The organism is Streptomyces sp. NBC_00513 (genome assembly GCF_041431415.1).
In the GTDB taxonomy this organism is placed as follows: domain Bacteria; phylum Actinomycetota; class Actinomycetes; order Streptomycetales; family Streptomycetaceae; genus Streptomyces.
The window spans coordinates 3855327-3880483 of the sequence record NZ_CP107845.1; the positions used below are offsets into that span (position 1 = coordinate 3855327).

Annotated in this window: 20 protein-coding genes, 1 tRNA gene and 1 pseudogene; 14 read left to right on the forward strand and 8 right to left on the reverse strand. The window is 70.4% G+C overall.

The genetic code is table 11. The features are described from left to right. Positions 1-106 precede the first annotated feature (106 nt). Positions 107-2329 (forward strand): annotated as a pseudogene (locus OHA84_RS17770) (heterodisulfide reductase-related iron-sulfur binding cluster); the annotation flags it as partial. Positions 2330-2897: 568 nt separating this feature from the next. On the opposite strand, the gene OHA84_RS17775 reads toward OHA84_RS17770, so the two are convergent. Further along, entirely contained in the window at positions 2898-3689 is a 792-nt protein-coding gene (locus tag OHA84_RS17775) for a hypothetical protein (RefSeq protein WP_266970833.1), read from the reverse strand. Between the two features lie 275 nt (positions 3690-3964). Between OHA84_RS17775 and OHA84_RS17780 the strand changes: the two genes are divergently transcribed. Continuing rightward, a complete protein-coding gene (locus OHA84_RS17780; protein WP_053675426.1) occupies positions 3965-4876 on the forward strand; it encodes a Yip1 family protein in 912 nt (303 codons plus the stop codon). A 150-nt stretch (positions 4877-5026) separates the two neighbouring features. Here the strand turns inward: OHA84_RS17780 and OHA84_RS17785 are convergent, their stop codons facing one another. The 3 genes from OHA84_RS17785 to dcd all read right to left on the reverse strand — a co-directional run bounded on the left by OHA84_RS17785 (position 5027) and on the right by dcd (position 6911). Continuing rightward, the gene (locus tag OHA84_RS17785; RefSeq protein ID WP_266970831.1) at positions 5027-5632 is read right to left on the reverse strand and encodes a hypothetical protein; all 606 of its coding nucleotides are present in this window, start codon (positions 5630-5632) and stop codon (positions 5027-5029) included. Positions 5633-5829: 197 nt separating this feature from the next. After that, positions 5830-6327 carry a phosphoribosyltransferase gene (locus tag OHA84_RS17790; RefSeq protein WP_053675422.1) on the reverse strand — a complete coding sequence of 166 codons (498 nt, stop codon included), beginning with the start codon at positions 6325-6327 and terminating at the stop codon, positions 5830-5832. Next, positions 6324-6911: a dCTP deaminase gene (gene dcd / locus OHA84_RS17795; protein WP_053675430.1), complete on the reverse strand. Its 588-nt coding sequence runs from the start codon at positions 6909-6911 to the stop codon at positions 6324-6326. The genes OHA84_RS17790 and dcd overlap by 4 nt, the downstream gene beginning before the upstream one ends. 545 nt (positions 6912-7456) lie before the next feature. On the opposite strand from dcd, the gene OHA84_RS17800 reads away from it, so the two are divergent. Next, positions 7457-7527, forward strand: a tRNA-Gly gene (locus tag OHA84_RS17800). 499 nt (positions 7528-8026) lie between these two features. On the opposite strand, the gene OHA84_RS17805 is transcribed toward OHA84_RS17800, so the two are convergent. The 3 genes from OHA84_RS17805 to OHA84_RS17815 form a co-directional block, all read right to left on the reverse strand. After that, complete coding sequence (locus OHA84_RS17805; protein WP_266970828.1) at positions 8027-8467, reverse strand: hypothetical protein; 441 nt, start codon at positions 8465-8467, stop codon at positions 8027-8029. 112 nt (positions 8468-8579) lie between these two features. Further along, positions 8580-9011, reverse strand: a complete 432-nt coding sequence (locus tag OHA84_RS17810) for an NUDIX domain-containing protein (protein ID WP_266970827.1) — start codon at positions 9009-9011, stop codon at positions 8580-8582. 855 nt (positions 9012-9866) lie between these two features. Further along, the gene (locus OHA84_RS17815; RefSeq protein WP_266970825.1) at positions 9867-10037 is read right to left on the reverse strand and encodes a hypothetical protein; all 171 of its coding nucleotides are present in this window, start codon (positions 10035-10037) and stop codon (positions 9867-9869) included. A 185-nt stretch (positions 10038-10222) separates the two neighbouring features. Between OHA84_RS17815 and OHA84_RS17820 the strand changes: the two genes are divergently transcribed. From OHA84_RS17820 to OHA84_RS17870, 11 genes are all read left to right on the forward strand, one after another. Then, positions 10223-10555, forward strand: coding sequence for a hypothetical protein (locus OHA84_RS17820; protein ID WP_053675743.1), 333 nt, complete (start codon positions 10223-10225; stop codon positions 10553-10555). A 19-nt stretch (positions 10556-10574) separates the two neighbouring features. Continuing rightward, positions 10575-10889: a pore-forming ESAT-6 family protein gene (locus tag OHA84_RS17825; protein WP_053675741.1), complete on the forward strand. Its 315-nt coding sequence runs from the start codon at positions 10575-10577 to the stop codon at positions 10887-10889. A 44-nt stretch (positions 10890-10933) separates the two neighbouring features. Beyond that, positions 10934-11317, forward strand: coding sequence for a DUF6507 family protein (locus OHA84_RS17830; RefSeq protein WP_053675739.1), 384 nt, complete (start codon positions 10934-10936; stop codon positions 11315-11317). Continuing rightward, entirely contained in the window at positions 11314-13761 is a 2448-nt protein-coding gene (locus OHA84_RS17835) for a hypothetical protein (protein ID WP_266970822.1), read from the forward strand. Before OHA84_RS17830 ends, OHA84_RS17835 begins: the two co-directional genes overlap by 4 nt. A gap of 12 nt (positions 13762-13773) precedes the next feature. Next, positions 13774-14061, forward strand: a complete 288-nt coding sequence (locus OHA84_RS17840; protein ID WP_053675734.1) for a hypothetical protein — start codon at positions 13774-13776, stop codon at positions 14059-14061. A 284-nt stretch (positions 14062-14345) separates the two neighbouring features. Next, positions 14346-14891, forward strand: a complete 546-nt coding sequence (locus OHA84_RS17845) for a hypothetical protein (protein WP_266970821.1) — start codon at positions 14346-14348, stop codon at positions 14889-14891. A 383-nt stretch (positions 14892-15274) separates the two neighbouring features. Next, positions 15275-16747 carry an EsaB/YukD family protein gene (locus OHA84_RS17850; RefSeq protein WP_371591408.1) on the forward strand — a complete coding sequence of 491 codons (1473 nt, stop codon included), beginning with the start codon at positions 15275-15277 and terminating at the stop codon, positions 16745-16747. A 17-nt stretch (positions 16748-16764) separates the two neighbouring features. Continuing rightward, the gene (locus tag OHA84_RS17855) at positions 16765-17961 is read left to right on the forward strand and encodes a MinD/ParA family protein (protein WP_266970817.1); all 1197 of its coding nucleotides are present in this window, start codon (positions 16765-16767) and stop codon (positions 17959-17961) included. Further along, a complete protein-coding gene (gene eccCa / locus OHA84_RS17860) occupies positions 17958-21965 on the forward strand; it encodes a type VII secretion protein EccCa (RefSeq protein ID WP_266970815.1) in 4008 nt (1335 codons plus the stop codon). The genes OHA84_RS17855 and eccCa overlap by 4 nt, the downstream gene beginning before the upstream one ends. A gap of 16 nt (positions 21966-21981) precedes the next feature. Then, positions 21982-23409, forward strand: a complete 1428-nt coding sequence (locus OHA84_RS17865) for a DUF6177 family protein (RefSeq protein ID WP_053675726.1) — start codon at positions 21982-21984, stop codon at positions 23407-23409. Positions 23410-23585: 176 nt separating this feature from the next. Next, positions 23586-24215, forward strand: a complete 630-nt coding sequence (locus OHA84_RS17870; RefSeq protein ID WP_053675724.1) for a TetR/AcrR family transcriptional regulator — start codon at positions 23586-23588, stop codon at positions 24213-24215. 78 nt (positions 24216-24293) lie between these two features. Here the strand turns inward: OHA84_RS17870 and OHA84_RS17875 are convergent, their stop codons facing one another. Further along, the gene (locus OHA84_RS17875) at positions 24294-25154 is read right to left on the reverse strand and encodes an immunity 49 family protein (protein WP_266970813.1); all 861 of its coding nucleotides are present in this window, start codon (positions 25152-25154) and stop codon (positions 24294-24296) included. Positions 25155-25157 lie beyond the last annotated feature (3 nt).

Sequence of the window (25157 nt, forward strand, 5' to 3'; positions counted from 1 at the left end):
CACAGATCACCGCTCGCTCACCTACATTGCGGCGCGGGAACTGGGTAACCTCAAGCCTTGACTCAATAAGTTACCGCTTAGTAAGTCCCGCCCGAGGAGCCCTCCCATGCAACTCGCCGCGATCATCGTGTCGCTGGTCCTGACCGTGGTCGGCGTCGCGCTGCTCGCCCGAGCCGTGGCGCAGATCTACCGGTTCGTGAAACTCGGCCAACCCGTGCCGGCGGGCAGCCGCACGGACAACCCGAAAGCACGAACGATCACCCTGGTCAGGGAGTTCCTCGGCCACAGCCGCATGAACCGCTGGGGCATCGTCGGATTCGCCCACTGGTTCGTCGCCATCGGCTTCCTGACGCTGCCTCCGACCCTGGCGCAGGCCTACGGCCAGCTCTTCCAGGCCGACTGGACACTGCCGATCATCGGCGGCTTCCTGCCGTTCGAGCTGTACATCGAATTCATCGGCGTGATGACGATCCTCGGCATCCTCGTGCTGATGGGCATCCGCCTGGTCAACCTTCCCTCGCGGGCCGGTCGCAAGTCGCGCTTCACGGGCTCGAAGGCCTGGCAGGCGTACTTCGTCGAGTACATCATCCTCACCATCGGCCTCGCGATCCTGACGCTGCGCGGCCTCGAAGGTGCGATCCACCACGTCGACCACTACGAGCCGGCGTACTTCCTGTCGTACCCGCTGGTGCTGGCCTTCAAGGGCCTCTCGGTCGACACGCTCCAGACGCTCATCTACTTCACCGCGATGATCAAGATCGGCACCTCGCTGATCTGGATGATCGTCGTCTCGCTCAACACCAACATGGGTGTGGCCTGGCACCGCTTCCTCGGCTTCCCGAACATCTGGTTCAAGCGGAACGCCGACGGCGCGGTCGCGCTCGGCGAGCTGAAGCCGATGACGAGCGGCGGCAAGGAGATCGACTTCGAGGACCCGGGCGAGGACGACGTCTTCGGCGTCTCCCAGGTCGAGCAGTTCTCCTGGAAGGGCATCCTCGACTTCTCCACGTGCACCGAGTGCGGTCGCTGCCAGTCGCAGTGCCCCGCCTGGAACACCGGCAAGCCGCTGTCCCCGAAGCTCCTGATCATGTCGCTGCGCGACCACGCGCACGCCAAGGCCCCCTACCTGCTCGCCGGTGGCGGCAAGGACATGGAGGGCAACGAGAAGGCGACGGCGGAGCAGCTCAAGGACGTTCCGGCGGCCGCCCTCGCGGAGGCCGAGCGCCCCCTGATCGGCACGGCCGAGGAGAACGGCGTCATCGACCCGGACGTGCTGTGGTCCTGCACCACGTGCGGCGCCTGCGTCGAGCAGTGCCCGGTCGACATCGAGCACATCGACCACATCGTCGACATGCGGCGCTACCAGGTGATGATCGAGAGCGCGTTCCCGTCGGAGGCGGGCACGATGCTCAAGAACCTGGAGAAGAAGGGCAACCCCTGGGGCCTCGCGAAGAAGCAGCGCGTCGAGTGGACCAAGGAGGTGGACTTCGAGGTCCCGATCATCGGCAAGGACGCGGAGGACCTCTCCGAGTACGACTACCTCTACTGGGTCGGCTGCGCCGGCGCCCTGGAGGACCGGGCGAAGAAGACCACGAAGGCCTTCGCGGAGCTGCTGAACATGGCGGGCGTCAAGTTCGCGATCATGGGCGGCGACGAGAAGTGCACCGGTGACTCCCCGCGCCGCCTGGGCAACGAGCCGCTGTTCCAGCAGCTCGCCCAGGAGAACGTGGCCATGCTCAACATGGCCTTCGGCGAGGACGACGAGGACGAGTCCACCAAGAAGCCGAAGTCGGCGAAGCGGATCGTCTCCACCTGCCCGCACTGCTTCAACACCATCGCGAACGAGTACCCGCAGCTGGGCGGCGAGTACGAGGTCATCCACCACACGCAGCTGCTCCAGCACCTGCTCGACGAGGGCCGACTGACGCCGGTCACGCCGGTGGACGGCCTCATCACCTACCACGACCCCTGCTACCTGGGTCGGCACAACAAGGTCTACACGCCGCCGCGCGAGATCATGTCGGCCGTTCCGGGGCTGCGCCAGCAGGAGATGCACCGCCACAAGGAGCGGGGCTTCTGCTGTGGCGCCGGTGGCGCGCGGATGTGGATGGAGGAGCGGATCGGCAAGCGCATCAACAACGAGCGTGTCGACGAGGCCCTGTCCCTGAACCCGGACATCGTGTCGACGGCGTGCCCGTTCTGCCTGGTGATGCTGACCGACTCGGTCAACGGCAAGAAGAACGACGGCCAGGCGAAGGAATCCGTCCAGGTCGTCGACGTGGCGCAGTTGCTGCTGGAATCGGTGAAGGCACCGGGCCCGACGGCGGAGGAACTCGCGGCGGAGGCGCTCGCCGTGGAAGAGGCGGAAGCGGCGGCGAAGGCGGCTGCCGAGGCGGAAGCGGCGGCGAAGGCGGCTGCGAAGGCCGAGGCCGCCGCGAAGGCGGAAGCCGAAGCCAAGGCGAAGGCGGAGGCGGAAGCCAAGGCGAAGGCCGAGGCCGAAGCCAAGGCCGCCGAGGAAGCGGAGGCGGCGGAAGCAGCCGTCGAGGCCGAGGCCGAGGCTGAGCCGGAGCAGGCCGAGGCGAAGCCGGAGGCGTCCGTGCCGGAGGCCGAGGCGAAGCCGGAGCAGGCCGAGGTCGAGACGAAGCCCGAGGCGCCGGTGGTGTCCGAGCCCGAGGTCGAGGCCGAAGCCGAGGCCGCGGCGAAGGGCGAGACGGACGCCGACACGACGGCCGACACGAAGGCCGACGCGAAGCCCGCCGAGAAGGGCGACGCCGAGCCCGCGGCGGAAGAGGCGAAGCCCGAGGCTGCCAAGTAGGCGTAGGTACACCCACAGGAACGGCCGGCCCCCACTCTGGGGACCGGCCGTTCCGTCGTTTCCCGGCGGCGCCCGTGGCGGTCTACTTGCCGGTCGCGACCGTGTACCGCTCGATCAGCCTGCCGCTGTCGAAGTCGTACACCCAGCTGTTGCCACCGCTCTTGCCGTCGATGACGACGAACTTCACGTGCCGGCCGTCCCGGCCGTCCCGAACGAGCTTGTACATCCAGCCGTCGTTCAGCGCGTTCGGGTCCTTCAGGTCGATCGTGCCCAGCCGGTACCCGTTCGCCGTGGACAGGTCCACGCGCTCGCCGTGCGCGCCGTACACCGCCTCCGCGACGTTCCCGTCCGGCATGACGATCCGCGCGACGCTCTCCTGCACGACCTCGGGCTTCGGCTTGGGCTTGGGCTGCGGCTTGGGCTGCGGCTTCGGCTTCGGCGCGCCCTCGATCCACGAGCTCACGGTGCCGTTCGGGTAGAGGGTGATGTGCAGGCCGTTGTACTGCCCGTACGCGGGCCGTCCGTCCCTGCCGGCCAGCGTGCCCAGCTTGGTGGAGCCGGCGAAGACGTCCGCCTCGACGTGGCCGACGCCGATCTCGTAGATCTTGACCACCGACCCGTCCGCCAGCCTGGCGGTGGTGACGTACCCGCGGGCCGGCTTCGTGGACGGCGCGGTGGGCGGGGTGATCGGCCGGTCCACGGCGGGCTGTTCCACACCGGGCAGCACCCGCGGTCGCGGGGCCGCCGGCGAGTCCGCGAAGGCGGCCCCCACCGGGAGCGCCAGGACGGCGGTCGCGCCGGCGAGGACGGCGGTGGTACGGAAGGCGGTACGGAGGCCGGCGGGTCGGGGGCCGGCGGGTCGGGGGCTGCGCATGGGGGGCTCTTTCCGTGCTCGTTCCACGTCCGTGAGGCGTGGTGCGTGGTGCGTGGCGACGACCCTCACGAAGCTACGGGTCCCATATCTCCGCATTCAGTAGAGAACGTAACGAACCTCCGCAGACTGCCCCTCAGCCACGTAAACCCCACCGACCCCAGGGGTGGGGAGAACCCCCCGGGGTTCCCCTAGGGGATGTCACAGGTCAGCCGCAAAGGCCCCCTGTTCCGGCCGCCCGACCACCATCACCCGCCGGAGCAGGTACTTTCGATCACGTGGCTGGATTCAGGATCGGACGCGGCCGGGACAACAACCGCACCCCGCAACAACCCCCGCAACCCCCGCGGCAGCAGCCGTACGGTCAGCGGCAATCGCCGCAGGCACCGTACGGCCGACAGCCCTACCCGCCTGCCGGCGGGCCGCCACCGCAGCAGCAGTGGCCTCAGCAGGGCGCCCACGGGGACCACGGCGAGCCCGAGTACTTCGACCCGTACGGACAACAGCAGCAGCCGCACCACGGGCAGCAGCAACCTCCGCACGAGCCCTCGTACGCGAACAACCCGGGCTTCACCCAGGCCTTCTCCATCGGCGAGGACCCTTACAACCAGGGCGCGACGTACCACGCGGGCGCGGCGGCCCCGGCCGGTCCGCGGCTGCCCTGGAAGGAGCTCCTGCGCGGCATCGTGATGCGGCCGGGACCGACGTTCCTCCAGATGCGCGACTACCCCGTATGGGGTCCGGCGCTGATCGTGACCTTCATCTACGGTCTCCTCGCGGTCTTCGGCCTCGACGACACCCGCGAGGACGTCATCAAGGCCACCCTGGCCAACGCCGTCCCGGTCGTCCTCAGCGCCGCCGTGGCGTTCGTGCTCTGCGGCATGATCCTGGGCGCGGTCACGCACACGCTGGCCCGCCAACTGGGCGGCGACGGCGCGTGGCAGCCGACGGTCGGCCTGTCGATGCTGGTCATGTCCGTCACCGACGCCCCGCGCCTGCTGTTCGCGATCTTCCTCGGCGGCGACAACATCGTCGTCCAGGTCCTGGGCTGGGTCACGTGGCTGGCCGCCGGCGCGCTGTTCACCTCGCTGGTGAGCAAGTCGCACGACCTGCCGTGGCCGAAGGCGCTGGGCGCCTCCGCGATCCAGCTGATCGCCCTGCTGTCCATCATCAAGCTGGGCACGATCTGACAGCCGTACCCGGTACGAGCGAGCGTACGAAGGGGCCCGGCGCGCGGTGTGCGCGCCGGGCCCCTTCGTACGCGGTCGGCGCCCGCGGTCACGTACACGGTCACGTAAGCGGCTTCGTACGCGGTCGGCGCCCGTGGAGGGCGCTCGCGGTCAGTGGGCGCCCTCCCCGTAGAAGCCGAAGGCCCGCGCGAACCCGGCCCTTACGGCGCCGCGCCGGGTGAGGACGGCACGGTCGACCGCGCCGAAGAGCGCCGCGAGCGTGATGTCGGTCCCGAGGGCCCGGCCCGAGACGCTGATCGTCAACCGCCTCCCCTTGCCCATGCCGGACTGCCGGACGCGGACGGTGGCGCCGGGGTCCTCGGAGTCCCGCTCCCTGGTCAGCTCGTACTCCTTGCGGCCGACCGCGGTCAGCCGGTACGAGTCCCCCATGCACCTCAGGCGCAGCGAGCGGCCCCGGTGCGTCAGCGCCCACCGGTTCCTCGTCATGTACACCGTGGCGTCGGCGACGGTCAGCCGCGCGCCGTTCAGGCTCGGCCGGGTCATGACCTGCGTGTGGAGCCCGCTCGCCGAGAACCGCGCGGAGGGGATGCGGCCGCCGCGCACCTCGCTCGTGAGGGTGTCGGCGAAGGCGGCCTTCGGGTGGAGCACCGTGATCTCGCCGAACTCCGTCGAGGTGCCGTGCCAGCCCGTGCGGCGCTCGTACCCCTCGCCCTCCTTCCACGCCCGCAGCGTGAAGGGGGCGGTGGTGGTGTGCATGACTCTCCCAGGGGCTGTCGGACGGGGAGGGCGGGGAGGAACGGGGAGGACGGACCTCGGGACGACACGGCGACGGGGCGACGGGGCGACGGGGCGACGGGGCGACATGACGCCGGGGCCGCACGACGACGGGGCCGGGCGCTGTCCTCCGCCCGACCCCGCGATCACACCTGCGCGCCGCCTCACGACACCAGGTGTCAGGCGTCGAGGACCTGGCCCTCGCGCTTGACCACGGGCGGCTCGACCGACCACGGGAAGTTGATCCACTCGTCGGTCTTCTTCCACACGTACTCGCACTTCACGAGCGAGTGCGACTTCTCGTAGATGACCGCGGAGCGCACCTCGGCGACATGGCCGAGGCAGAAGTCGTGGACGAGCTTGAGCGTCTTCCCGGTGTCGGCCACGTCATCGGCGATGAGGACCTTCTTGTTCGTGAAGTCGATCGCCTCGGGCACCGGTGCCAGCATGACCGGCATCTCCAGGGTGGTCCCCACGCCCGTGTAGAACTCCACGTTGACGAGGTGGATGTTCTTGCAGTCGAGCGCGTAGGCCAGACCGCCGGCCACGAACACGCCGCCGCGGGCGATGCTCAGGATGATGTCCGGCTCGTAGCCGTCGTCGGCGATGGTCTGCGCCAGCTCGCGCACGGCGCGACCGAAACCCTCGTAGTTCAGGTTCTCGCGTACGTCGCTCATGCCTCGTGCCTCACCTGGGTGCGGTGGAAGTTCTGGAAGGAGCGCGAGGCGGTCGGGCCGCGCTGCCCCTGGTAACGGGATCCGTACCGCTCGCTCCCGTACGGGAACTCCGCGGGGGAGCTGAGCCGGAACAGGCACAGCTGCCCGATCTTCATGCCCGGCCACAGCTTGATCGGCAGCGTCGCGAGGTTCGACAGCTCCAGCGTCACGTGCCCGGAGAACCCGGGGTCGATGAACCCGGCCGTCGAATGCGTCACCAGACCGAGGCGCCCCAGACTGGACTTCCCCTCCAGCCGGGAGGCGATGTCGTCGGGCAGCGAGATGACCTCGTACGTGGAGGCGAGCACGAACTCGCCCGGGTGGAGGATGAACGCCTCGTCCCCGTCCGGCTCGACCATCCGAGTCAGATCCGACTGCTCGGTGGCGGGGTCGATGTGCGCGTACCGGTGGTTCTCGAAGACCCGGAAGAACCGGTCGAGACGTACATCGATGCTGGAGGGCTGCACCATCGACTCGTCGAACGGGTCGATGCGAACCCGTCCGCTGTCGATCTCGGCCCGGATGTCTTTGTCAGAGAGAAGCACGCCCCGAGGATACGCAGTGCGCACGGGCCACCCCCAATCGAGAGCGGCCCCCCGCGCGCCTGCCGACGCCCCGCGACCCCGCGACCTCCGCGACCTCCGCGACCTCCGCGACCTCCGCGACCTCCGCGACCTCCGCGACCTCCGCGACCTCCGCGACTAACGCTTTGCGCCGCCGACGGGCACGGCATGCCTCAGCCGCGCACACCGCGGGCACCGCAGCAGCCGCCCAGGTCCGATCCGTCCGGCACCGAGGTGCTGCAGCGGAAACGAAGCGGTGCTGAATACATGCCCTTCGGCACAACGGACGACGGTGTGCTCCATCGAGTCCCTTTCCCCAACCAGCCGTACTGCGACGAATCGCCACATTAAGGGATGACCGGGACCCGCTCCAGCCGCCGCTCCGAACCCGTACGGTACGCCCCAACTCCCCCTCGTACGCGCCTTGCTGTACCCCACACACAACGACGACCCCGCGGCAGATTCACCGGGGGTCGATCATGAGGTAGAGTGTGCAACGATACGGCTCCGGACAAATGGACCACCGTGCGGATGTAGTTTAATGGTAGAACATGAGCTTCCCAAGCTTATAGCGCGGGTTCGATTCCCGTCATCCGCTCTTTAAAGAAGGCCCAGGTCAGCGACCTGGGCCTTCTTCGTTGTCTATACCCCTCAGTCTTTACCGTGCCCTCGGCGTGCCCCAACAACCCGGACTACCTCGACCCAATTCCCCTGCTGCACCGCACAAGCGGGCCGTCGCGGCGAAATCGTGAGACGCGGTTCGCCTGAACTGCGCGACAGGGCGGCGAGAGTGCATGAATTCGCCATCCGAAAGTCGGGCATCGACCCACCGCACAGCAAGGGGTAGCTGCCGATGCCAGAGCACGGGCACGGCCTCAACGAGGCCGGTCCCTTCTGGCGAGGCGTCCCAGCAGCCGGTTTCGAGTGGGCGCAGGCGCGGGGCGGCACGGGCACGGAACGCCTGGCGCTCCGCCGGCTCGCTGCACTGGTCGTCACCATGATCCAGCGCTCCCCTGAACCGCACGCACACGTGACCAACGCCGCCGGGGCAACGGGTTTCAGCGTTTCCCCGGTGGCATGTCCACACGGTCGTTCGACTAGCCGCCGAAGTCTGTCGCCGCCAGGGTGAGGAGGCTCTCGCCGGGAGCAAGGGTGACCGCGTCGGCCTCCGCCGCACTGCGCCCCACCAGGGACCAGTCCGACTTCTCGTAGCTGAGGGGATGCGAGCCGTCGGGGTCCGGGTGCCAGCCCAGACGCTCCAGCTCCGCCGCGATCTTCGGCAGGGCCCGCTCCGCTTCGGGGGTGGCGAGAACCGCGACCCAGCCGGCGGAACTCGGATCCGGGATCCCGTTCGGCACGCCGGTGGTCTTGCCCTTCGCCGGGTCGAGGCCGGCCTTGCGGATCGCCGCCTGCAGCTCGCGGTCCACGGTGCTCCGATCGACGTCCTGCGCCTGAGACGCGGAGCCGTCGGCCGTACAGCCGGCCAACGGAGCGGCTGCAAGCAGGATCGCGCAGGCCAGGGCCCTCGTGGCAGTCACGGACATCCTGGACGTCATCGACGGTCTCATGCGTGCGCGCAAGGAAAAGCCCCCACCCCGGTTGGTCGGAAGGGGAGTCTCACACACACCTCGCCGGGCCCCTGCACCCGTCCTAAACCAAAGCCCCGAGCATGCCGGCACCGATGACGCGCCGCAGAACGTGGGCGATCTCCTCGGGCTTGAGGTCGATGCTGTCGAGCCCCTCCACGGTCAGCGGGATCTCTTCCAGCGCGTATTCGCCGCGGCCCTCGGCGCTGAACTCGGGGCCGGTACGGTCTTCGAAGGACCACGTCGCGATGCGGGCGACGTAGAAGAGCTGACGCTCCTTGTCGGACTCCATGGTGTGCAGGAGGCGGCCGATGTCGGCCTTCCCCGCGATCTCCTCGTGGATCTCACGGTGCAGCGCGGCCTCCCGGGACTCGTCGCCCTCCTCCACCCCGCCGCCGGGCAGCACCCAGTACACGGGGAGTCCGGGCTTGGTGCGGCGAATGACCAGCATCGTGTCGTCCGCGGTGACGAGGACGGCTCGGACTCGTTCGATCATTTTGCTCTGTCTCCTTGCTTGTTGATGGTCTCAGTGCAGCAGCCGGCTGCCATCGACGTGGACGATTGCGCGGTGACAAGCGAGGCGGACGGCCCGACAGGGAACGCCACCAGGGCTGACACGTCTCCGGGGCGTCCGCGTCGGGGGACGCAGGCGACTCGGCCTCCGAACTCGGCGGCGGCCACGCTCGCCACCTGGCCGTCCGCCACCTCACCACCCAGGACGTCGCCCGCTGGCTGGAGGGCCGCTTCACGGAGACTGCCGGCCGCGACCTGTTCGCCGCCACCTCCCAGCTCGTCCACCTCGCCGGCTGGATGGCCCAGGACGAAGGCGACACCCCCGAACTCCGCCGCCTCGCCCCGCGCTACTACGCCCACTCCTTCCGCCTGGCCGCCGAAGCCGGCGCCCCCCCTCGGCTCCACGGCGCGGGCGGTCCGCGTCGCGGGTTGTGGATCCCGCGAATTCGGCTCCGCAAAGCGGAGGCAGTGCCCCCCCAGCCGGGGGCCGAGGTGGCGCCACGAGGCGCCCTCTCGGTTTCGCTCGCGATCTCGGCCTCGTTGCGGGGGCCGAAGGGGGGCCACGCGTGGTGTCACGACGTTTCTGGCCGGGGTTTGGGACGGGGGCACGGTTACCGGAGGGGCGGGTGGGAGCGGGTGGCGCGGGTGGCTCAGGCGTCCGGGTCCGCTCTTGCCGGCCGGCAGGAGCGGACCCGGTCGGACCCGGTCGGGTCGGGGCGGGTCGGGTCGGGGCGGGATACGGGACGGAGTCCTTGTACGGGCGTTACGGGGCTATAGCGCCTGCTTTCGGCGCGTACCGAACGCGCCTCACGGACCGGCGTCGCTCGAACTCATGGTGTCACCAGTCCGGAACGACCCTTCGGGCCTCGCCAAGACCGCCGAACGGGACCTGGTCGAGGGCATCGACCAGGGCATCGACCGGGCCATCGACCACGTCACCGGCGAGGCCGACGGCGAGGTTGATGGGGAGGTTGACCGTGGCGGCGTCCAGGCCGCCCGAGTCGCTCATCTCCCTTAACCGGAGGGGACTTTGTCACAACCTCGTGACAAGCTCAGCCGATTCCGCAACAGCTGGGCGGTTGCGACGTGGATTGGCTTTGCAGACAGCAATGCGGGGTTGATAGACATGACACACCAGTGCGGGCTGTGGTTGTTCGAGCGGCCTGCTGTGAGAGGGGTGACGGGGGTGAACTCGTGAAGTTCGACATGGGTAACACGGCGTTGTCGGGACTGACGTCCCGGACGCGGGATTCGAGCGGCGACCTCGGCGGTCTGATCCGCCAGCTGATCGCGGCGGCGGCACCGTTGGAGGGCAAGTTCAACGGTTCGGGCAAGGTGGCCTTCGACCGGTTCAAGGAGCACTCGGACGAGGTGACGGCCGCGCTGAACGGGTCGTTGCAGGCGATCTTGGGTGGTCAGTCCGGGATGGACTCCTCGTTCGGTCAGGGTGACCACGAGTCGGCGGACAACGCCAAGCAGCAGATGGCGGCGGCGAACTTCGACGCGGCCCGTTTCTCGGGCCGTTAGACGAACAGGGGGTAGTGGCATGGCTGGTGGCGGTACGGATCGGCGGAGTTACGACATCGGCGCCTCGACCGAGGTGCAGGGCTCGTTGGGCGGCATCCTCTCGCGGTTGGAGACGGTGCTCGGTGAGCGTGAGGCGGCGGTGAAGGCGGCGATGGCCGACTTCCAGGCCGACGGCGTGTCGGACGAGTACCACGGCAAGGAGCAGCGCTGGGACAAGGCTGCCGCCGAGGTGCGTTCGATCATCGCGTTGTTGCGCTCCACGATGGAGAAGAACGACGGGACGGCGCATCAGACGCTGGCCCGGGCGAAGGCCGCGGTCGACGCGATCGGCTGACGTCCGAAGGCAAGGGAAGACGTTCTACGTAAACGGGGGGCATCGTGTCCAAGTGGGACATCAAGCCGGATGGTGTTCGTGAGGTCCTGAACAAGACCGCGGAGGCCGGCGGGAAGTTCGAGGAGGAGTTCACGTCGTACGGCGAGGGCTTGGTGGGCTCCGCGACGTCGGCGGGCACGATGGTCCTGGGTGGGACGGAGATCCCCGAGGGGGGCGCGTTCGGTCCGGTGGCGCAGGCGTTGCAGGAGTTTCAGCAGCGCACGGAGAACGACGTGAAGTTCCTTCCGGTTCGGACGGGCAAGTCGATCACCGGGGCGCGGTTGGCCACGCAGGAGTACCTCAAGGGTGACCTGGAGATGGCGAAGAACAAGCAGGAGGAGTATTCCAAGGCTCCTACTCCGGAAGAGATGAAGGGCCCCAAGAAGTGATCGATCTGGGGAAGATACCGACCTTCACGGGCAATCTGGAGACGTTGGAGACGCATGCGGCGTCGTTGAAGACGACCGCGTCGGGCATCCGGGGTACGGGCAAGGACGTCCACAACGCGTTCCAGGCGTTGGATCCGGTCTATGACGCCCCGGAGCAGGGGGAGTTGCTCAATTCGACGATTCCTGTGCGGGACAAGGCGGACGAGTTCGCCAAGAAACTGGAGTCCGTCAGTGGCGCGTTGAGCAGTTTCGCGACGTCGGCTCGTCCGCTGGTGAACCGGATGAAGCAGCTTCGCACGGACGCGGCGAAGTTCGTCGCGGACAACAAGGACGACGACGACTGGCAGCAGGACCAGCACAAGATCGACGAGAACGCGCGTCTGGTGCGTGAGGTCGGCACGACGTGGGTGGCGTTCCAGGGTGTCGAGCGGGATGCCGCCAACAAGATCACGTCGTTGGTGGGCGGCACGCATTTCGTCGTCGACGACGGTTCCCACAAGGCCGGCATGTACGGCTTCAGCGAAAGCGACGTCAAGGACGCCAAGGAAACGCCCTGGGGCACGGTCGACGAGCGTGAGTACACCGGTCTGAAGGCCGCGTGGGAGTGGACGAAGGACAATGTCGGCGGTGCGCTGAAGGGCTTCTTCGTCGACGGTGTCTGGGGCACCCTCAAGGGCCTCGGCAGCATGATCAACGTGTTCGACTGGGACAACTTCAAGAAGACCTGGTCGAGCATCGGTGACGTCTTCGGCGGCGTCAGCGCCTACCTCATGACCCCCTACGACTGGGCCATGGACAAGATGTTCGGCCCGGTCGACCACAGCGACACCGACAAGCAGAAGGCCGCCCTGCGCAACTTCGGGAAGTCGCTGGTCGCGTGGGACCAGTGGGGCGAGCATCCCTCGCAGGCGTTCGGGACGGTGTTGTTCAACGGCCTGACCCTCGGCTCGGGATCGCTGCTCAAGCTCGGCAAGGCCGGAAAGCTGGGCCTGGGCGCGGAGGCCGCGACCGTGCTGGGCAAGGCGGGCGCACTCGTCGACCCGATGAGCTACCTCGGCAAGGCCGCGGGCGTCACCAAGCTGAAGGTCGGCGACTTCATGGAGGGCTTCAAGGCCAGCCGGGCCGGCGTCGACGACATGGCCCGCTCCATGCCCACCGGCGAGGTACCCGCGACGCCCGGCCACACCGGCGACACGCCCGCCCACACCGGCGACACGCCCTCGACCCCCGCGCACGCGGGCGATCAGACGCCCCCCGGGCGCGAGTACGAGGACGCCAACGGCAACAAGCGCGTCATCGGCCACGACGGCAGCATCCGGGACGAGCACGGCAACGTCGTTCCCGACACCGATCCGGTCAGGGAACCCCACAAGAGCGACCTGCCCAACCACCACGAACCCGCCCCCGTCCCCGCCCCCGTCAAGGAGCGGGTCCTCGAAGGCGCCGGGGGTCCGAGCCACGTCGAGAACGGCACGGGCCACCCGACGGGGGGCGTCGATACGCACGGCACGCCGCACATGGGCGGAACGACCACCCACCCCGTCGGTGGTACCGCCGGCCACACCCCGGGCGGTACCGCCGGCCACACCCCGGGCGGTACCGCCGGCCACACCCCGGGCGGCACCGCCGGCCACACGGCGCACAACAGCCACACCCCGGCGGGTGGCGGTGGATCGGGGGGCCACGGCGGGACCGACAACACCGCGACGGGCGGCGGCGCCTCCGGCCACGGCGACACCACGACCACGGGTGGCGACGGCCACGGTGGCGATTCGGGCACTCCCCATCAGGGTGACGGCGGTGGCCACGACGCGTCGGGCGGTTCCGATGGCGGCGGCCAGGGCGACGCACCTGATGCTTCGCCCGGTGGTGCCGGGGACCAGACCATGGACCCCAAGGTGGTCGATGAACGCATCAAGGAGTTGGACGACCAGCAAGGCGGCGAGGGTCACGCGCCAGGCCGCCACCTCCACCCTGATGAGAAGGCCCTGACGGACCGGCTCGGCACGGTGGCCCGCGACAGCAACGGGGCGCCGAAGATGTACGGGCCGAACTCGGGCTATCCGGGGCTGGTCAAGTCCGAGAACAACATCGACCCGTTGACCGGCACCACGGTGGATGGTGTGAGCGGCGGTGCGCACCGAGTCGGCGCGTTCGCGACGCGTTTCGACAATGCGGAAGACATGGTGCGTGCAGATGCCTACTTCCGCGACCAGATGTCACGCACCGGACATGAAGCGGTCGAAACGTCCATCGAAGACGTACTCGGGCCCGGGTCCGAGGAAAGGTTCACCGGCTACTATCGTGACCCGGCCAACCTGAACGAATTCAAGCCGGTGGACTTCGAAGGTGGAACCATCCTGCCTGTTTATCGTGCACTTCCCAATGGCGGGTACCGTCTCCACACCATGTTCGCCAACCCGGTGCGCGGCCGCCACCCGTAAAGAAGGATGCCAATGGACCCGCTTTTCAAGAATTTCCTCAAGGTGAACCTGGATCTTGAGCGGGGGTATGAAACAGACAACGGCCTGAAGCTCACTTTGCACAGCTTCAGTGATTCCTACGTGGAATTGGTTCGCACGGGCTTCGAGCAGATGCTCTCGGACGAATCCTTCGGGCCGGACGAATACGAGCGGCTGACTGACATCGAGTTCCCCGACAGGGAAACCCTGCGCTCATACCTTCAAGCCATGTACGACCACCTGTTCAACGATGCACCCGAGCAGCCGATGCCGCCGGGCTGAAGGCGCGCGGCACCTCGACTCCCGAGTGCCTGCCGGAGGTCGGCGACGGGGGTGCGCGAAGGTCTCGTGAGGTACTGGATCGCGCTGAACGGAAAGGACCTTCGCCATGCCGATGCGCGCCGCGAGAGTGCGCCGCGTGGTTCCCGTGGGTCGCTGAGCGAGGCGGGCAGGTACGGGTGGTTCCTCCGCGTCGCCCGCCGCGGTGGACCCTGCCACGATGCGCCCGCCGGGACGTGGCCGTGGGGTTCGGCGGGCAGCGAATTCAAGGAAACAGGGACGAGTTCATGCACGGCTATCGTGAATTGCTCGGCACGGATTTCGACGGCCGGCCGACGGACGACATCGACGACGTGATCCACGACGCGTTCGAAAGTTCTCGTCACCGGGCCCGCGTCCCCGGGCTCGTCGCCTTGATGAACGATTCCGGCGCGCCCGAGATCGAGCGGTTCCTTGCCTGTGTGGTGCTGGTGAACCGGGGTGAGGCGGCGGGATACGAGAGGGTGATCAGCGCCGCCGCGGATCCCGGGAACGTTCCCTGGCACGGGTTCTCGATCGACCGGAAGTTCTCGGTGGACAGCGCCTTCTCGCAGCCGGCGGTGGCTGTGGACGGCAGCCGTCGGCTCGTTGAGGAAAAGGGGACGGCAGCATGGCGTGAGCGAGCCTTCCGCGCTCTCGTGCGGCCGGCCGACAGCCAGTACTTCGAGGACAGACTCGGTGAACTGATCGACAGCGCCACTGTCGGAGCCGCTCTGGCCGACATCCCGGATGTCCTGGGACGTGGTGTGCGTTCCCTGGCCGAGGGGGAGAAGCAAGAGACGGCGTCCGGCTGATCGGGCAATGATGGCGAAGGATTACGACAGTCAGCTGCTGGAGTCGGTGTCGGTACGGCGTCGACGCATGCGGGACGCCCTGCTCTTCGGGGTCGGGCGAGCCCGCCGTACGGCGGACGAGAGGCTCGGGAAGACATTCGCGGGACTCGCCGTCGCGGCGGTGTTGTGTGCCGGTTGTGTGGGGTGGTCGTTCATCCAGCACACCCTGGCCCAACAGAAAGCGCAGCAGAAACAGCAGCGACAGCAACAGCAGCGCTATGCACCGAAGGCGACTCCGTCACCGTCGGTGTCGCCTTCGTCGTCCTCCGTACATGCGAATACGACGCATCATCCCAAAGGAACACACGAAATGACGGAGCCGGCCCAGTGATAGGTTCTGCCGCGTGGTAAACGTGGGGGAAAAGCAGCGCACGGAATTGAGCAGGATCACTCTCGTCGGCGATCGTCGGAGAGTGGATCTGGTGCTCCCCTCGAATGAGCCCATCGGACGGCTTCTGCCCGATGTCCTGCGGCTGTTGGACGACAGGGTGGGCGAGCGGCCGGCCGCCCGGCATCTGATCAATGCAGAGGGAACGGTTCTGCCGCAGGACGGAACGCTGGCCGAGGCCGCCGTGCCCGACGGCGCCGTATTGCGGCTCGTCCGCGTGCACGACGCCCCCTCCGCCCCCGTCGTGCACGACGTCACCGACGAGCTCGCCGAGGACCTGGACGTACGCGCGTGGCGCTGGCGGCCCGAGGCCCGGCGGTGGACCGCGGGCGTGGCGACGATCGCGCCGGCCGTGACCGCCGGCGTGCTCGCGCGCGACGGTCTCGGCACGGCCGAGGTGGCGGCTCCCCTCGCGGTTCTGGCCGTGATCGTGGCGGCCGTCGGCGCGGTCGCCGCGCGGATCGGCACGCGGGCCGGTACGCGAGCCGCCACCCGGGCGGGTCAGAACGGCCGGGACGGTCGGCCCGCCCCGGCGGGACAGGCGGACCGGTCAGGTCAGGCAGGACGCGCGGAGCAGGCGGGTCAGGCGGGCCGCGACCTCGGCGGCACCCTCATGCTGACCGGTGGCGCCCTCGGCGTGCTCGCCGCGTGGACCGCCGCCGACGCCCACGCCTGGGGCGGGCCCGCGCGGCTCGCCGCCGTGGCCGGCGCGCTCGCCGTGACGCTCACGCTCGCCGGGCTGTTCTCGCGGCTCGGCAAGGGCGGCCTGATCGGCGCCGGAGCCGTCGTCGTCACCACCGGGGCGTGGGAGGCCGTCGCGGCGCTCCAGGCCGATCCGGCGCGCGTCGGATCCGTCATGGCCCTCGTGTCGGTCGTCGTCCTCGGCCTGCTGCCCCGCCTCGCGCTGATGGCCGCCGGGCTCACGGGACTCGACGACCGCCGCTCGGGCGGCGCGTCCGTCAGCCGCCACGAGGTCGACACCGCCCTCGCCGCCACCCACCGCGGGCTGGTCCTGGCCACCGTCGCCGTCGCCGCGTCCGCCGCGGCCGGCGGGCTGCTGGCCGTCACCGCCCCCTCGTGGTGGACGGTCCTCCTCGCGTCCCTCACCGTCGTCGTGCTGCTCTCCCGCTCGCGCGCCTTCCCCCTGATCGCCGAGGTCGTCACGCTGCTGACCGCCGCCCTGGTGCTGCTCGTATCCCTCGTGGTGCTGTGGATCGACCACGTCCCCGGCGCCCCGTACGGGCCACTGGCCGCGCTCTGCGGGGTGGCGCTCGTGCCGCTCGCCGTGCTGGCGGTCCAGCTGCCGGAACACGTCGGCGTCCGGCTGCGGCGTGCCGTCGACCTCGTCGAGACGATCGGCGTGATCGCACTGTTCCCGCTCGTGGTCGGGGTCTTCGGCGTCTACGCACGTCTGCTCCACCAGTTCTGAGTTCCAGGAGAGACCGCATGTCCCAGGACGACTGGCAGGGCGACGTACTGCGCGACCTGCGCAACCTCAACGGCGGCCCCGGCGGCTCCGACGCACCGGGCCGGCCCGGGAAGCCGACCGGCGGGCCCCCGGCCGCGTCCGCGTCCCCCGACACGCCCCCACCCGCCGAGCCGCCGAACCAGGCCGAGGCACCGGGCCGGGACGAGCCGCCGGGCCGGGACGCCGCCGCCCGGGCCCTCCCGACACCCGCCCCCGCCCCCGCGCCCGCCCCCCGGCCGCTGCCCACGCCCGTCACCATGGAGCTGCCGCTCCCCGACGAGTTGGTCAGGGGCAAGCCGCTCAGCGGGGACTCCGCCACGAGGCGGACCTCCCGCTCGCTGCGCCGGCTCGTCGGCTCCTCGGCCACCCGCGAGGTGGAGGAGGCGACCCGCGTCGCGCAGGCGCTTCAGCAGCCGCTCACCACGGGCCGGCAGATCGTCGTCACCAGCATCCGCGGCGGCGCGGGCAAGACCACCGTCGCCGCGCTGCTCGGCCGCACCTTCGCGCACTACCGTCAGGATCCGGTGCTGATGCTGGAGGCCGACCCGGCACTGGGTACCCTCCCGGCCCGGCTCGGCGTCACCAAGGTGCGCTGGACGACGAGCGACGTCGCGCAGCTCATCGACCCGTCGATGCAACTCACCGACGTCGTCGGCTATCTCGTCCAGTTGCCCGATCGGGGTTGGCTGCTGCCCGGCAGCCAGGGTCGGGTGGGCAACCGGCTGGAACTGGCCGAGTACCGCTCGGTGATGGTCGCGTTGCGCCGCTACTTCGGGATCACCGTCGTGGACTGCGACACCCTCCCGAGCGAGTTGTCCCGTACCGCCCTGTCTGCGGCGCAGGCGCGGGTGCTGGTCACCCCGGCCACCGTCGAGGGCGTCACCACCACCCGATCGGTGCTGGACTGGATGGTCTCGTTGTCGCGGCCGAGGATGCTGGAGGGAACGGTGGTCGTCGTCGCCGCGTCGTCCCCCCACATGACGCTCGACGTGGCCGCGGCGCGTGAACACCTGCAACTGGGCGGCGTGAGGGTCCTGATGCTCCCGTACGACCGGCACCTCGCCGCCGGCGGCCCGATCCGCACCGACCTGCTCGGCCAGGTCACGCGCGAGGCCGTCACCGAGCTCGCCGCCGAAGTCCTCACCCGAGCCATGAGCAGGCGAAGCAACCGATGAGCACCCGCATGGTCCACCGCCCCGCCCGCACCACCCGGCCGCTGCCCGTCCCCGGGGCGCGCACGATCGAGCCGCCGCCCAATCTGCCCGAGGGCAGGACGGGCGGCGCGCTGCACACCCTCATGCCCATCGCCGGCGTGATGAGTTCCGTCGTGATGATGACGATGGTGCGCAACAGCCAGTTCGCGGGCATCGGCGCGATCGTGCTGCTCGTCACCGTCATCGGTTCGGTCGGCATGCTGCTGTCGCAGCGGGGCAAGGCCCAGCGCACCCGGCGCCAGCAGCGCGAGCGCTATCTGGAGTACCTGGAGGAGCTGCGCGAGGAGCTGGGCGCCGAGGAGCGCGAGCGCCGCGAGACGGCGCGGGTCCTCGATCCGCCGCCCGAGGCGCTCTACGACATCGTGCGCGACCCCGCCCGGCTGTGGGAGCGGCGGCGCCTCGACGGCGACTTCCTGCGCGTGCGCGTGGGCACCGGGCGGATGCCGGTGCGCCCCCTGGACGTCGGTGAGCAGGGCGGCAGCGTCCTCACCCCGCCCGACCGGTTCATGCTCAATGAGGCCGGCGCGCTGAGGAAACGATTCTCTACAGCGACCGACCTGCCCCTGACCGTCCCCCTGGACCGCGCCGGCAACGTCAGCGTCGTCGGCGACCGCGAGGGCGTCCTGCGCGTCGTACGCGCCCTGCTCACCCAGACCGCCGTCGCCCACGCGCCCGACGACGTCGCGCTCGCGCTCGCCTGCCCCGGCGACCGCATGAGCGACTGGGCGTGGGTCAAGTGGCTGCCGCACACCCTCGACCCCGACGAGCACGACGGGCCCGTCAGCGCCCGCCGCATCGCCCCCGCGCCGGCGCAGCTCGCCCGGCTGATGAACCGGGACCTGCGTGCCCGCGCCTCCTACGCCGCCGAGGTGCGCCGCGGCCTGTCCGGCAAGGACGCCCTGGAGATGACCGGGCGACTGCTGGTCGTCAGTGACGGGTACGGCGAGGACGCGCGGGAACTGCCCCGCCCCGACGACGCCGTGACCCTGCGGGACATGGGCGTCACCGTGCTGCACCTGGTGGCCGACCGGGTGCAGGAGCCCGGCCAGGTGTCCCTGCGCATCACCGTCGACGGCGACCGGGTCCACATCGAGGACCTGCGTCCCGCCGAGCCCGTCACCGCCCACGGCACCGCCGACCCGGCCACCGCCGCCGGCGCCGAGGGCGTCGCCCGCCTGCTGGCCCCGCTGCGGCTGTCCGCCGAGTCCCTCGTCGACGCCCCGCTCTCCGGCCCCGTCGACTTCACCGAGATGCTCGGCGTCGAGGACCCGGCCTCCCTGGACGTCCGCGAGCTGTGGCGACCCCGCGGCGAACGCGCCTTCCTGCGCGTACCGATCGGCATCAGCGACTCCCGCCAACCGGTCCTGCTCGACCTGAAGGAGTCCTCCGAGCTGGGCATGGGCCCGCACGGCCTGTGCGTCGGCGCCACCGGCTCCGGCAAGAGCGAACTGCTGCGCACCCTGGTGCTGGCGCTGGTCGCCTCGCATCCGCCGGAGGACCTCGCCATGGTCCTCGTCGACTACAAGGGCGGCGCCACCTTCGCCCCCTTCGCCGACCTGCCGCACGTCGCCGGCGTGATCACGAACCTGGAGAACCAGGCCGGTCTCGTCGAGCGCGTCCATTCCTCCCTCGCCGGCGAGGTACAGCGCCGCCAGCAGGTCCTCAAGGACGCCGGCAACATCGCCGACATCGGGCACTACGCCGCCCTGCGCGAGACCCGCCCCGACCTGGACCCGCTGCCGCACCTCTTCGTCGTCATCGACGAGTTCGGCGAACTCCTCACCGCCAAACCCGACTTCATCGACCTGTTCCTGTCCATCGGCCGCATCGGCCGCTCCATCGGCGTGCACCTGCTGCTCTCCAGCCAGCGCATCGAGGGCGGCAAGCTCAAGGGCCTGGACACCTACCTGTCCTACCGGCTGGGTCTGCGCACCTTCTCCGCCGACGAGTCCCGCACGGTGCTCGACACCACCGACGCATTCCACCTGCCGCCCATCCCCGGCTTCGGCTACCTCAAGGTCGACACCAGCGCCTACGAGCGTTTCAAGGCCGGCTTCGTCTCCGGGCCCTACCACGGGCCGGTCGCCCGGAACGTCGAGGACGAGGGCCCCGCCGTCCACCTCTACCCGGAGTACAACACCCTCGGCGAGCCCGAGGCGGCACCGTCCGGCGAGGACCGGCCGGCCATGCGCAACCGCAACCCCGGACCCACCGTCATGTCCGTCGTCGTCGACCAGCTCCGGCACGCCGCCCGGCCCACCCGTGCCATCTGGCTGCCGCCGCTGCCCCGGGCCATCGCCCTGGACACCTCGGCCGGTCCCCTGCGGACCGGGGAGCGCGGCGTACAACTGGCCGTCCGGCCGGGCCCGCTCAAGGTGCCGCTCGGTCTCCTCGACGACCCGGCCAGGCAGTGGCAGGGGCAGTGGGTCCTCGACCTCACCGTCGGCGGCGGCCACGCGGCCGTCATCGGCGGCCCGCAGTCCGGCAAGACCACCCTGCTGCGCACCCTGGCGCTGTCCCTTGCCATGACGCACACGCCGCGCGAGGTCGGCATCTACGGACTCGACCTCATCGGCGGCGGCCTCGCCGCGCTGTCCGGGCTCCCGCACGTCGGCGGGATCGCCGGCCGCGCCGACCGCGAACGCGCCGCCCGTACCGTCGAAGAGGTGCGCGGCATGCTCGCCGCCCGCGAGGAACTCTTCCGCGAGCACGGCATCGACTCCGTCGAGCGGCTGCGCGAACTGCGCGCCGAGGGCCGGCTCCCCGAGCTGTCCTCGACCGAGATCGTGCTCCTCATCGACGGCTTCGGCGCCCTGCGCGACGACTTCGACGAGATCGAGGACGCGGTCACCGACCTGCTCAAGCGCGGTGGCGGCTACGGCATCCACGTCGTCGCCGGCATGCTGCGCTGGAACGACGTCCGCATCGCCACCCAGTCCCTGTTCGGGACCCGCGTCGAGCTGCGCCTGAACGACCCCGGCGACTCCAGCATCGACCGCAAGCTCGCCGAGACCCTGGCCCCGGACGAGAAGGGTCGCGTCCTGACCGACGGCAAGCTCTTCGCCCAGGCGGCGCTGCCCCGCATCGACTCCCTCGCCTCGACCTCCGAGCTGGGCCCGGCCGTCGAACAGGCGGCCATGGTGGTCCGCTCGTCCTGGTCCGGCGACGGCGCCCAGCGGGTCAGGGTGCTGCCCTCCCGCATCCCGGTCGCCGCCCTGCCGTCCGTGACGACCGAACCCAACCGGGTGCCGCTCGGTCTGGACCAGACGGCCCTCGCGCCCGTCCTGCTCGACCTGTTCAAGCGGGACCAGCACCTGATGATCCTGGGCGACAGCGAGTGCGGGAAGACCAACCTGCTGCGCCTGGTCACCCAGGGCCTCATGGAGCGCTACTCCGACGAGGAGATCGTCTTCGCGGTGATGGACCCCCGCCGGGGCCTGCGCAAGCTGGTGCCCGAGGAGTACCGCGGCGGTTACGCCCACAACTCCCGGCTGTGCGGCGCCTTGGCGACCGGTATCGCCACCGAGTTGGAGAAGCGGATGCCCGACGACCTCGCCTCCCAGGACGCCCTGGTGTCCGGCACCTGGTACTCGGGCCCGCGCATCGTCATCCTCATCGACGACTACGACATCCTCACCACCGGCGGCCAGCAACCGCTCGCGCCGTTCATGCCGTTCATCCCCTCCGCACAGGACATCGGCCTGCACTTCGTCGTCACCCGCAGGGTGGCGGGAGCGTCGCGGGCGCTGTACGAGCCGTTCCTGATGACGCTCCGGGAGAGCGGTACCTCGGCGGTCGTCATGACCGGCGACCGGCAGGAGGGGCAACTCTTCCCCGGCGTGTACGCGAGCACCCAGCCGCCCGGGCGCGGCACGCTCGTCCGCCGCGGCGAGGCCACCCGGCTGATCCAGACGGCACTCGCCGGCGCGGACGGCGACACCGAGACCACAGCCGACCGCGCATGACCAGGGGGAACACCGCATGACCAAAGACGTGATCGCGCTCACCGAGCGCATGCCGGACGCGCTGGCCGTCCTTGCGGGCCTCCTAGCGGGCGGCCCGGACCTGCGGGTCGAGACCGCCGGCGAGGGCGCCGTGGTCCAGTTGTGCGACGCCGAGGGACGGCCGCTCGTCTCGATCGAGGCGCCGCTGCTGCTCCAGGTACCGGGCGAGGCGGCCCGGCTGCTGGGGCCCGACGCCGAGCCGGCCGGCGACGGCCCGGCGTGGTGGATCGAGGCGCGCGCCACCACGGGCGTGCCGCAGGCCGAGCAGCTCGCGGGTGCCTTCGCGGCCCGTCTGACCATGCTCCTGGGCGGCCGGGTATGGCCGCCGGACGCCCCCGGCACCGTCGGCGCCGCCAGCCCGGTCGACGTCTCGGGCGTGACGGCCGTACCGCTCCCGGCCGCCGCCCAGCCGGCCGTCGACATGCTCACCGACGAGGCCGCCGTCGTCCTCCAGGACCGCCCGGTCGTCCCCATGACGAGCTGGCTCTCCGAGGCGCTGCGGGCCACCGTGGAGAGCGACCGGTCCCTGCAGATCGTCACCCCGCCGCACTGCCGCCTCTCCCTGCCCACCCGCCTGCTGCTGCAGTCCACGCCCTCGCGCTGGGTGGTGCAGGACGAGCGCTGCGGCTACTACGACGGGCTGACCGGCGCGGTACTGCACTGGCAGGACGGCGCCTTCTCCCCGGACCGGGACGAGAACGGTGAGACCGCGGTGGCGGACACCTTCGCGGAGGCGGGGCCCACCGGGGAGCGTCAGCTCGTCCTCTCCTTCCGCACCCTGCACCAGCCGGAGGCGGACCTCGTTCTCGGCGGCGCGCTGGAAGCCGCCTGGCAGGCGCTGACCGGCGGTCCGCCGGCCGGTTGGGGAACCTCGGAGCCGGCCGGTCTGGCCTGGTCGCGGCGCCAACTGACCGACCTGGCGTACGCGCGCGCCCCCCGCCCCACCTGGACGGTGGTCGTCGGCACCCCGGACCGGCCCGCCGTCGCCACCCTGCGCGTGATCCGCACCCCGGAGGGGGTCGAGGAGGACGTCACCCTCACCGTGGGCTTCGGCTCGGAGGAGAAGCCGCCGCTGGAGGCCCTGCCGGGGCTGGCCGGCGAGCTGGTGACCCGGCACGGGTTGAAGACCATGATGTGCCAACTCCGGGCGGCGCGGCGGGACCTGAGTGCCCCGCCCCGCTTCGAGCGCCCGCCGCTGCCGTACGCCTTCGTGCTGGGCCCCGCGGAGGTACGGGAGGCGGGGCGTGACGTCGCGAGCAGGACGCCGCTGAGGGAACGTCCGGTACAGCTCGGCTCGAACGCCCGGCCGGGCTACTACTACCCGCTGGGCGACGGCGAGAGCGCCGAGAGCTGGACCGCCCTGGAGCAGCTCGTGCGCCACCTGCGCGGGGCGCCGCCCGCCTGAGGGCCGCGGGCACCCGCGCGCGGGCCCGTCCGGTTCCTTCCGGGCGGATCCGCTCTTCGTGGTACCGGCCACCATGATGTTGGTACGCCGGTACCATGAAATCGGGGCGGGCCCCTCACCGACCGGGGCCTCATCGCCGACCGGGCCCCTCACCGACCGGGCGGAGACACCACGACATGCCGAAGCGCGTGGACCACGAGGAACGGCGGGCGCAGATCGCCGAGGCGCTCGTCCGGGTCGCCGGACGGCGCGGACTGCACGCGGTCGGGATGCGCGACGTCGCAGCCGAGGCCGGCGTGTCCCTGCGCCTGGTCCAGTACTACTTCGAGACCAAGGAGAAGCTGCTCCTCTACGGCCTCCAGCACCTGACCGAACGCTTCACGGCGCGCGTCGCCGCCCGACTCGCCGCCGCGGGCCCGACCCCCGGGCCGCGCGCGACCGTCGAGGCACTGCTCCTGGCATCGCTGCCCACCGACGAGGAGAGCCGCACCTTCCACCTCCTCTACAGCTCCTACGCGATCCTGTCCGTGACCGACGAGGCGCTGGCCGCCCAGCCCTTCATCGACAACCCCGACGCCGCCGAGAACGCCGTGACCGGGCTGCTCGAACAGGCCCGGGAAGCCGGCCTGGCCGACCCCGACGTGGACGCGCGCACCGAGGCGATCAGCCTGCTCGCCATGACGGCGACCATGGGGACGAGCATCCTCGTGGGACAGCGGTCACCCGAGTCGGCCATCGGGGTGCTGCGCCACCACCTGGACCGGATCTTCACGAAGCCCGCGGACGGGAACCCGACGGGCGGATGACCGGGCGATCGGCCAAGTCGGACGGCCGTGTCGGATCGGCCGTATCGGTCGGCCGTGTCGGCGACGGCCGGAGCGCGCCTACGTGTCGAACTCGCCGACCCGACTGCGGTTCAGGAGCTGGACCGGCAGGTAGTCCGAGACCACGTCGATGGGGAAGCCGCCGTCGAAGGCGAGGCAGGCCATGGCCAGCGGGCCGATCGCCCACAGGCCGGTGACGTGGAAGTCGCGATCCTCCTGGTCCCAGTACTTCCTGTGCTGTTCGAGCGCGTGGACCAGCGCGGCGTTGAAACCGTCGTGGTCGCGCTTGACGAACCGGTAGAAGAGGTTGATCGGCGGATAGGAGAGCTGCTGGAGCCACTCCCGGGGCGCGATCCGTACCGCGTCGGGGTGGGACTGTCGGAATGCCAGGGTCAGTTCCTCCACCATGTCGGCCTGCCGGTTCGTCCAGTACGCCTGGAGCGCCCCGACCCAGTGGTACAGGTACTCGTCGTGCATGGCCCCGGCCGCACGGAGCCTGTACATCGGGATCGCGCACAACTCGGTGATGCGTTCCCGGTCACGGCAGATGACCGCGTAGTAGAAGGCGTCCAGCCAGTTCGGCGCACTCGCGAACTTCTTGGGGCCCATGGCCGGAAGTCGCCGTACCTCATGGTGTATTCGGCAATCGACGGTCCCCTCACCGGCGCCGGTGAGCCGGAAGACCGCGGAGCCCACCTGCGCCGCGTTGACCACCGCTTCCCAGGTGTCGATGGACCCGCCGGTCGGATCCACGGCCGAGCGGGCCCACACGGCGAGTCGAACGGAATCCCACAGCGCGTCGAGCATCCGAGTGGAACGGTCCAGGGCTTCGATCTGCTTGATCGCGGAGGCCATCAGCCGCTCCGCGTACTCCCCGTCACCGGGTTCCGGGGTGCCGTGGCGCTCGACCGTGGTGGTCACTCG

What these genes read in the sequence shown, in the direction of transcription:
- OHA84_RS17775 (WP_266970833.1), bottom strand. Translation starts at nt 3,689, where the DNA reads ATGCGCAGCCCCCGACCCGCCGGCCCCCGACCCGCCGGCCTCCGTACC.
- OHA84_RS17785 (WP_266970831.1), bottom strand. Translation starts at nt 5,632, where the DNA reads ATGCACACCACCACCGCCCCCTTCACGCTGCGGGCGTGGAAGGAGGGC.
- OHA84_RS17790 (WP_053675422.1), bottom strand. Translation starts at nt 6,327, where the DNA reads ATGAGCGACGTACGCGAGAACCTGAACTACGAGGGTTTCGGTCGCGCC.
- OHA84_RS17810 (WP_266970827.1), bottom strand. Translation starts at nt 9,011, where the DNA reads ATGATCGAACGAGTCCGAGCCGTCCTCGTCACCGCGGACGACACGATG.
- OHA84_RS17815 (WP_266970825.1), bottom strand. Translation starts at nt 10,037, where the DNA reads ATGAGCGACTCGGGCGGCCTGGACGCCGCCACGGTCAACCTCCCCATC.
- OHA84_RS17825 (WP_053675741.1), top strand. Translation starts at nt 10,575, where the DNA reads ATGGCTGGTGGCGGTACGGATCGGCGGAGTTACGACATCGGCGCCTCG.
- OHA84_RS17840 (WP_053675734.1), top strand. Translation starts at nt 13,774, where the DNA reads ATGGACCCGCTTTTCAAGAATTTCCTCAAGGTGAACCTGGATCTTGAG.
- OHA84_RS17845 (WP_266970821.1), top strand. Translation starts at nt 14,346, where the DNA reads ATGCACGGCTATCGTGAATTGCTCGGCACGGATTTCGACGGCCGGCCG.
- OHA84_RS17855 (WP_266970817.1), top strand. Translation starts at nt 16,765, where the DNA reads ATGTCCCAGGACGACTGGCAGGGCGACGTACTGCGCGACCTGCGCAAC.
- eccCa (WP_266970815.1), top strand. Translation starts at nt 17,958, where the DNA reads ATGAGCACCCGCATGGTCCACCGCCCCGCCCGCACCACCCGGCCGCTG.
- OHA84_RS17865 (WP_053675726.1), top strand. Translation starts at nt 21,982, where the DNA reads ATGACCAAAGACGTGATCGCGCTCACCGAGCGCATGCCGGACGCGCTG.
- OHA84_RS17870 (WP_053675724.1), top strand. Translation starts at nt 23,586, where the DNA reads ATGCCGAAGCGCGTGGACCACGAGGAACGGCGGGCGCAGATCGCCGAG.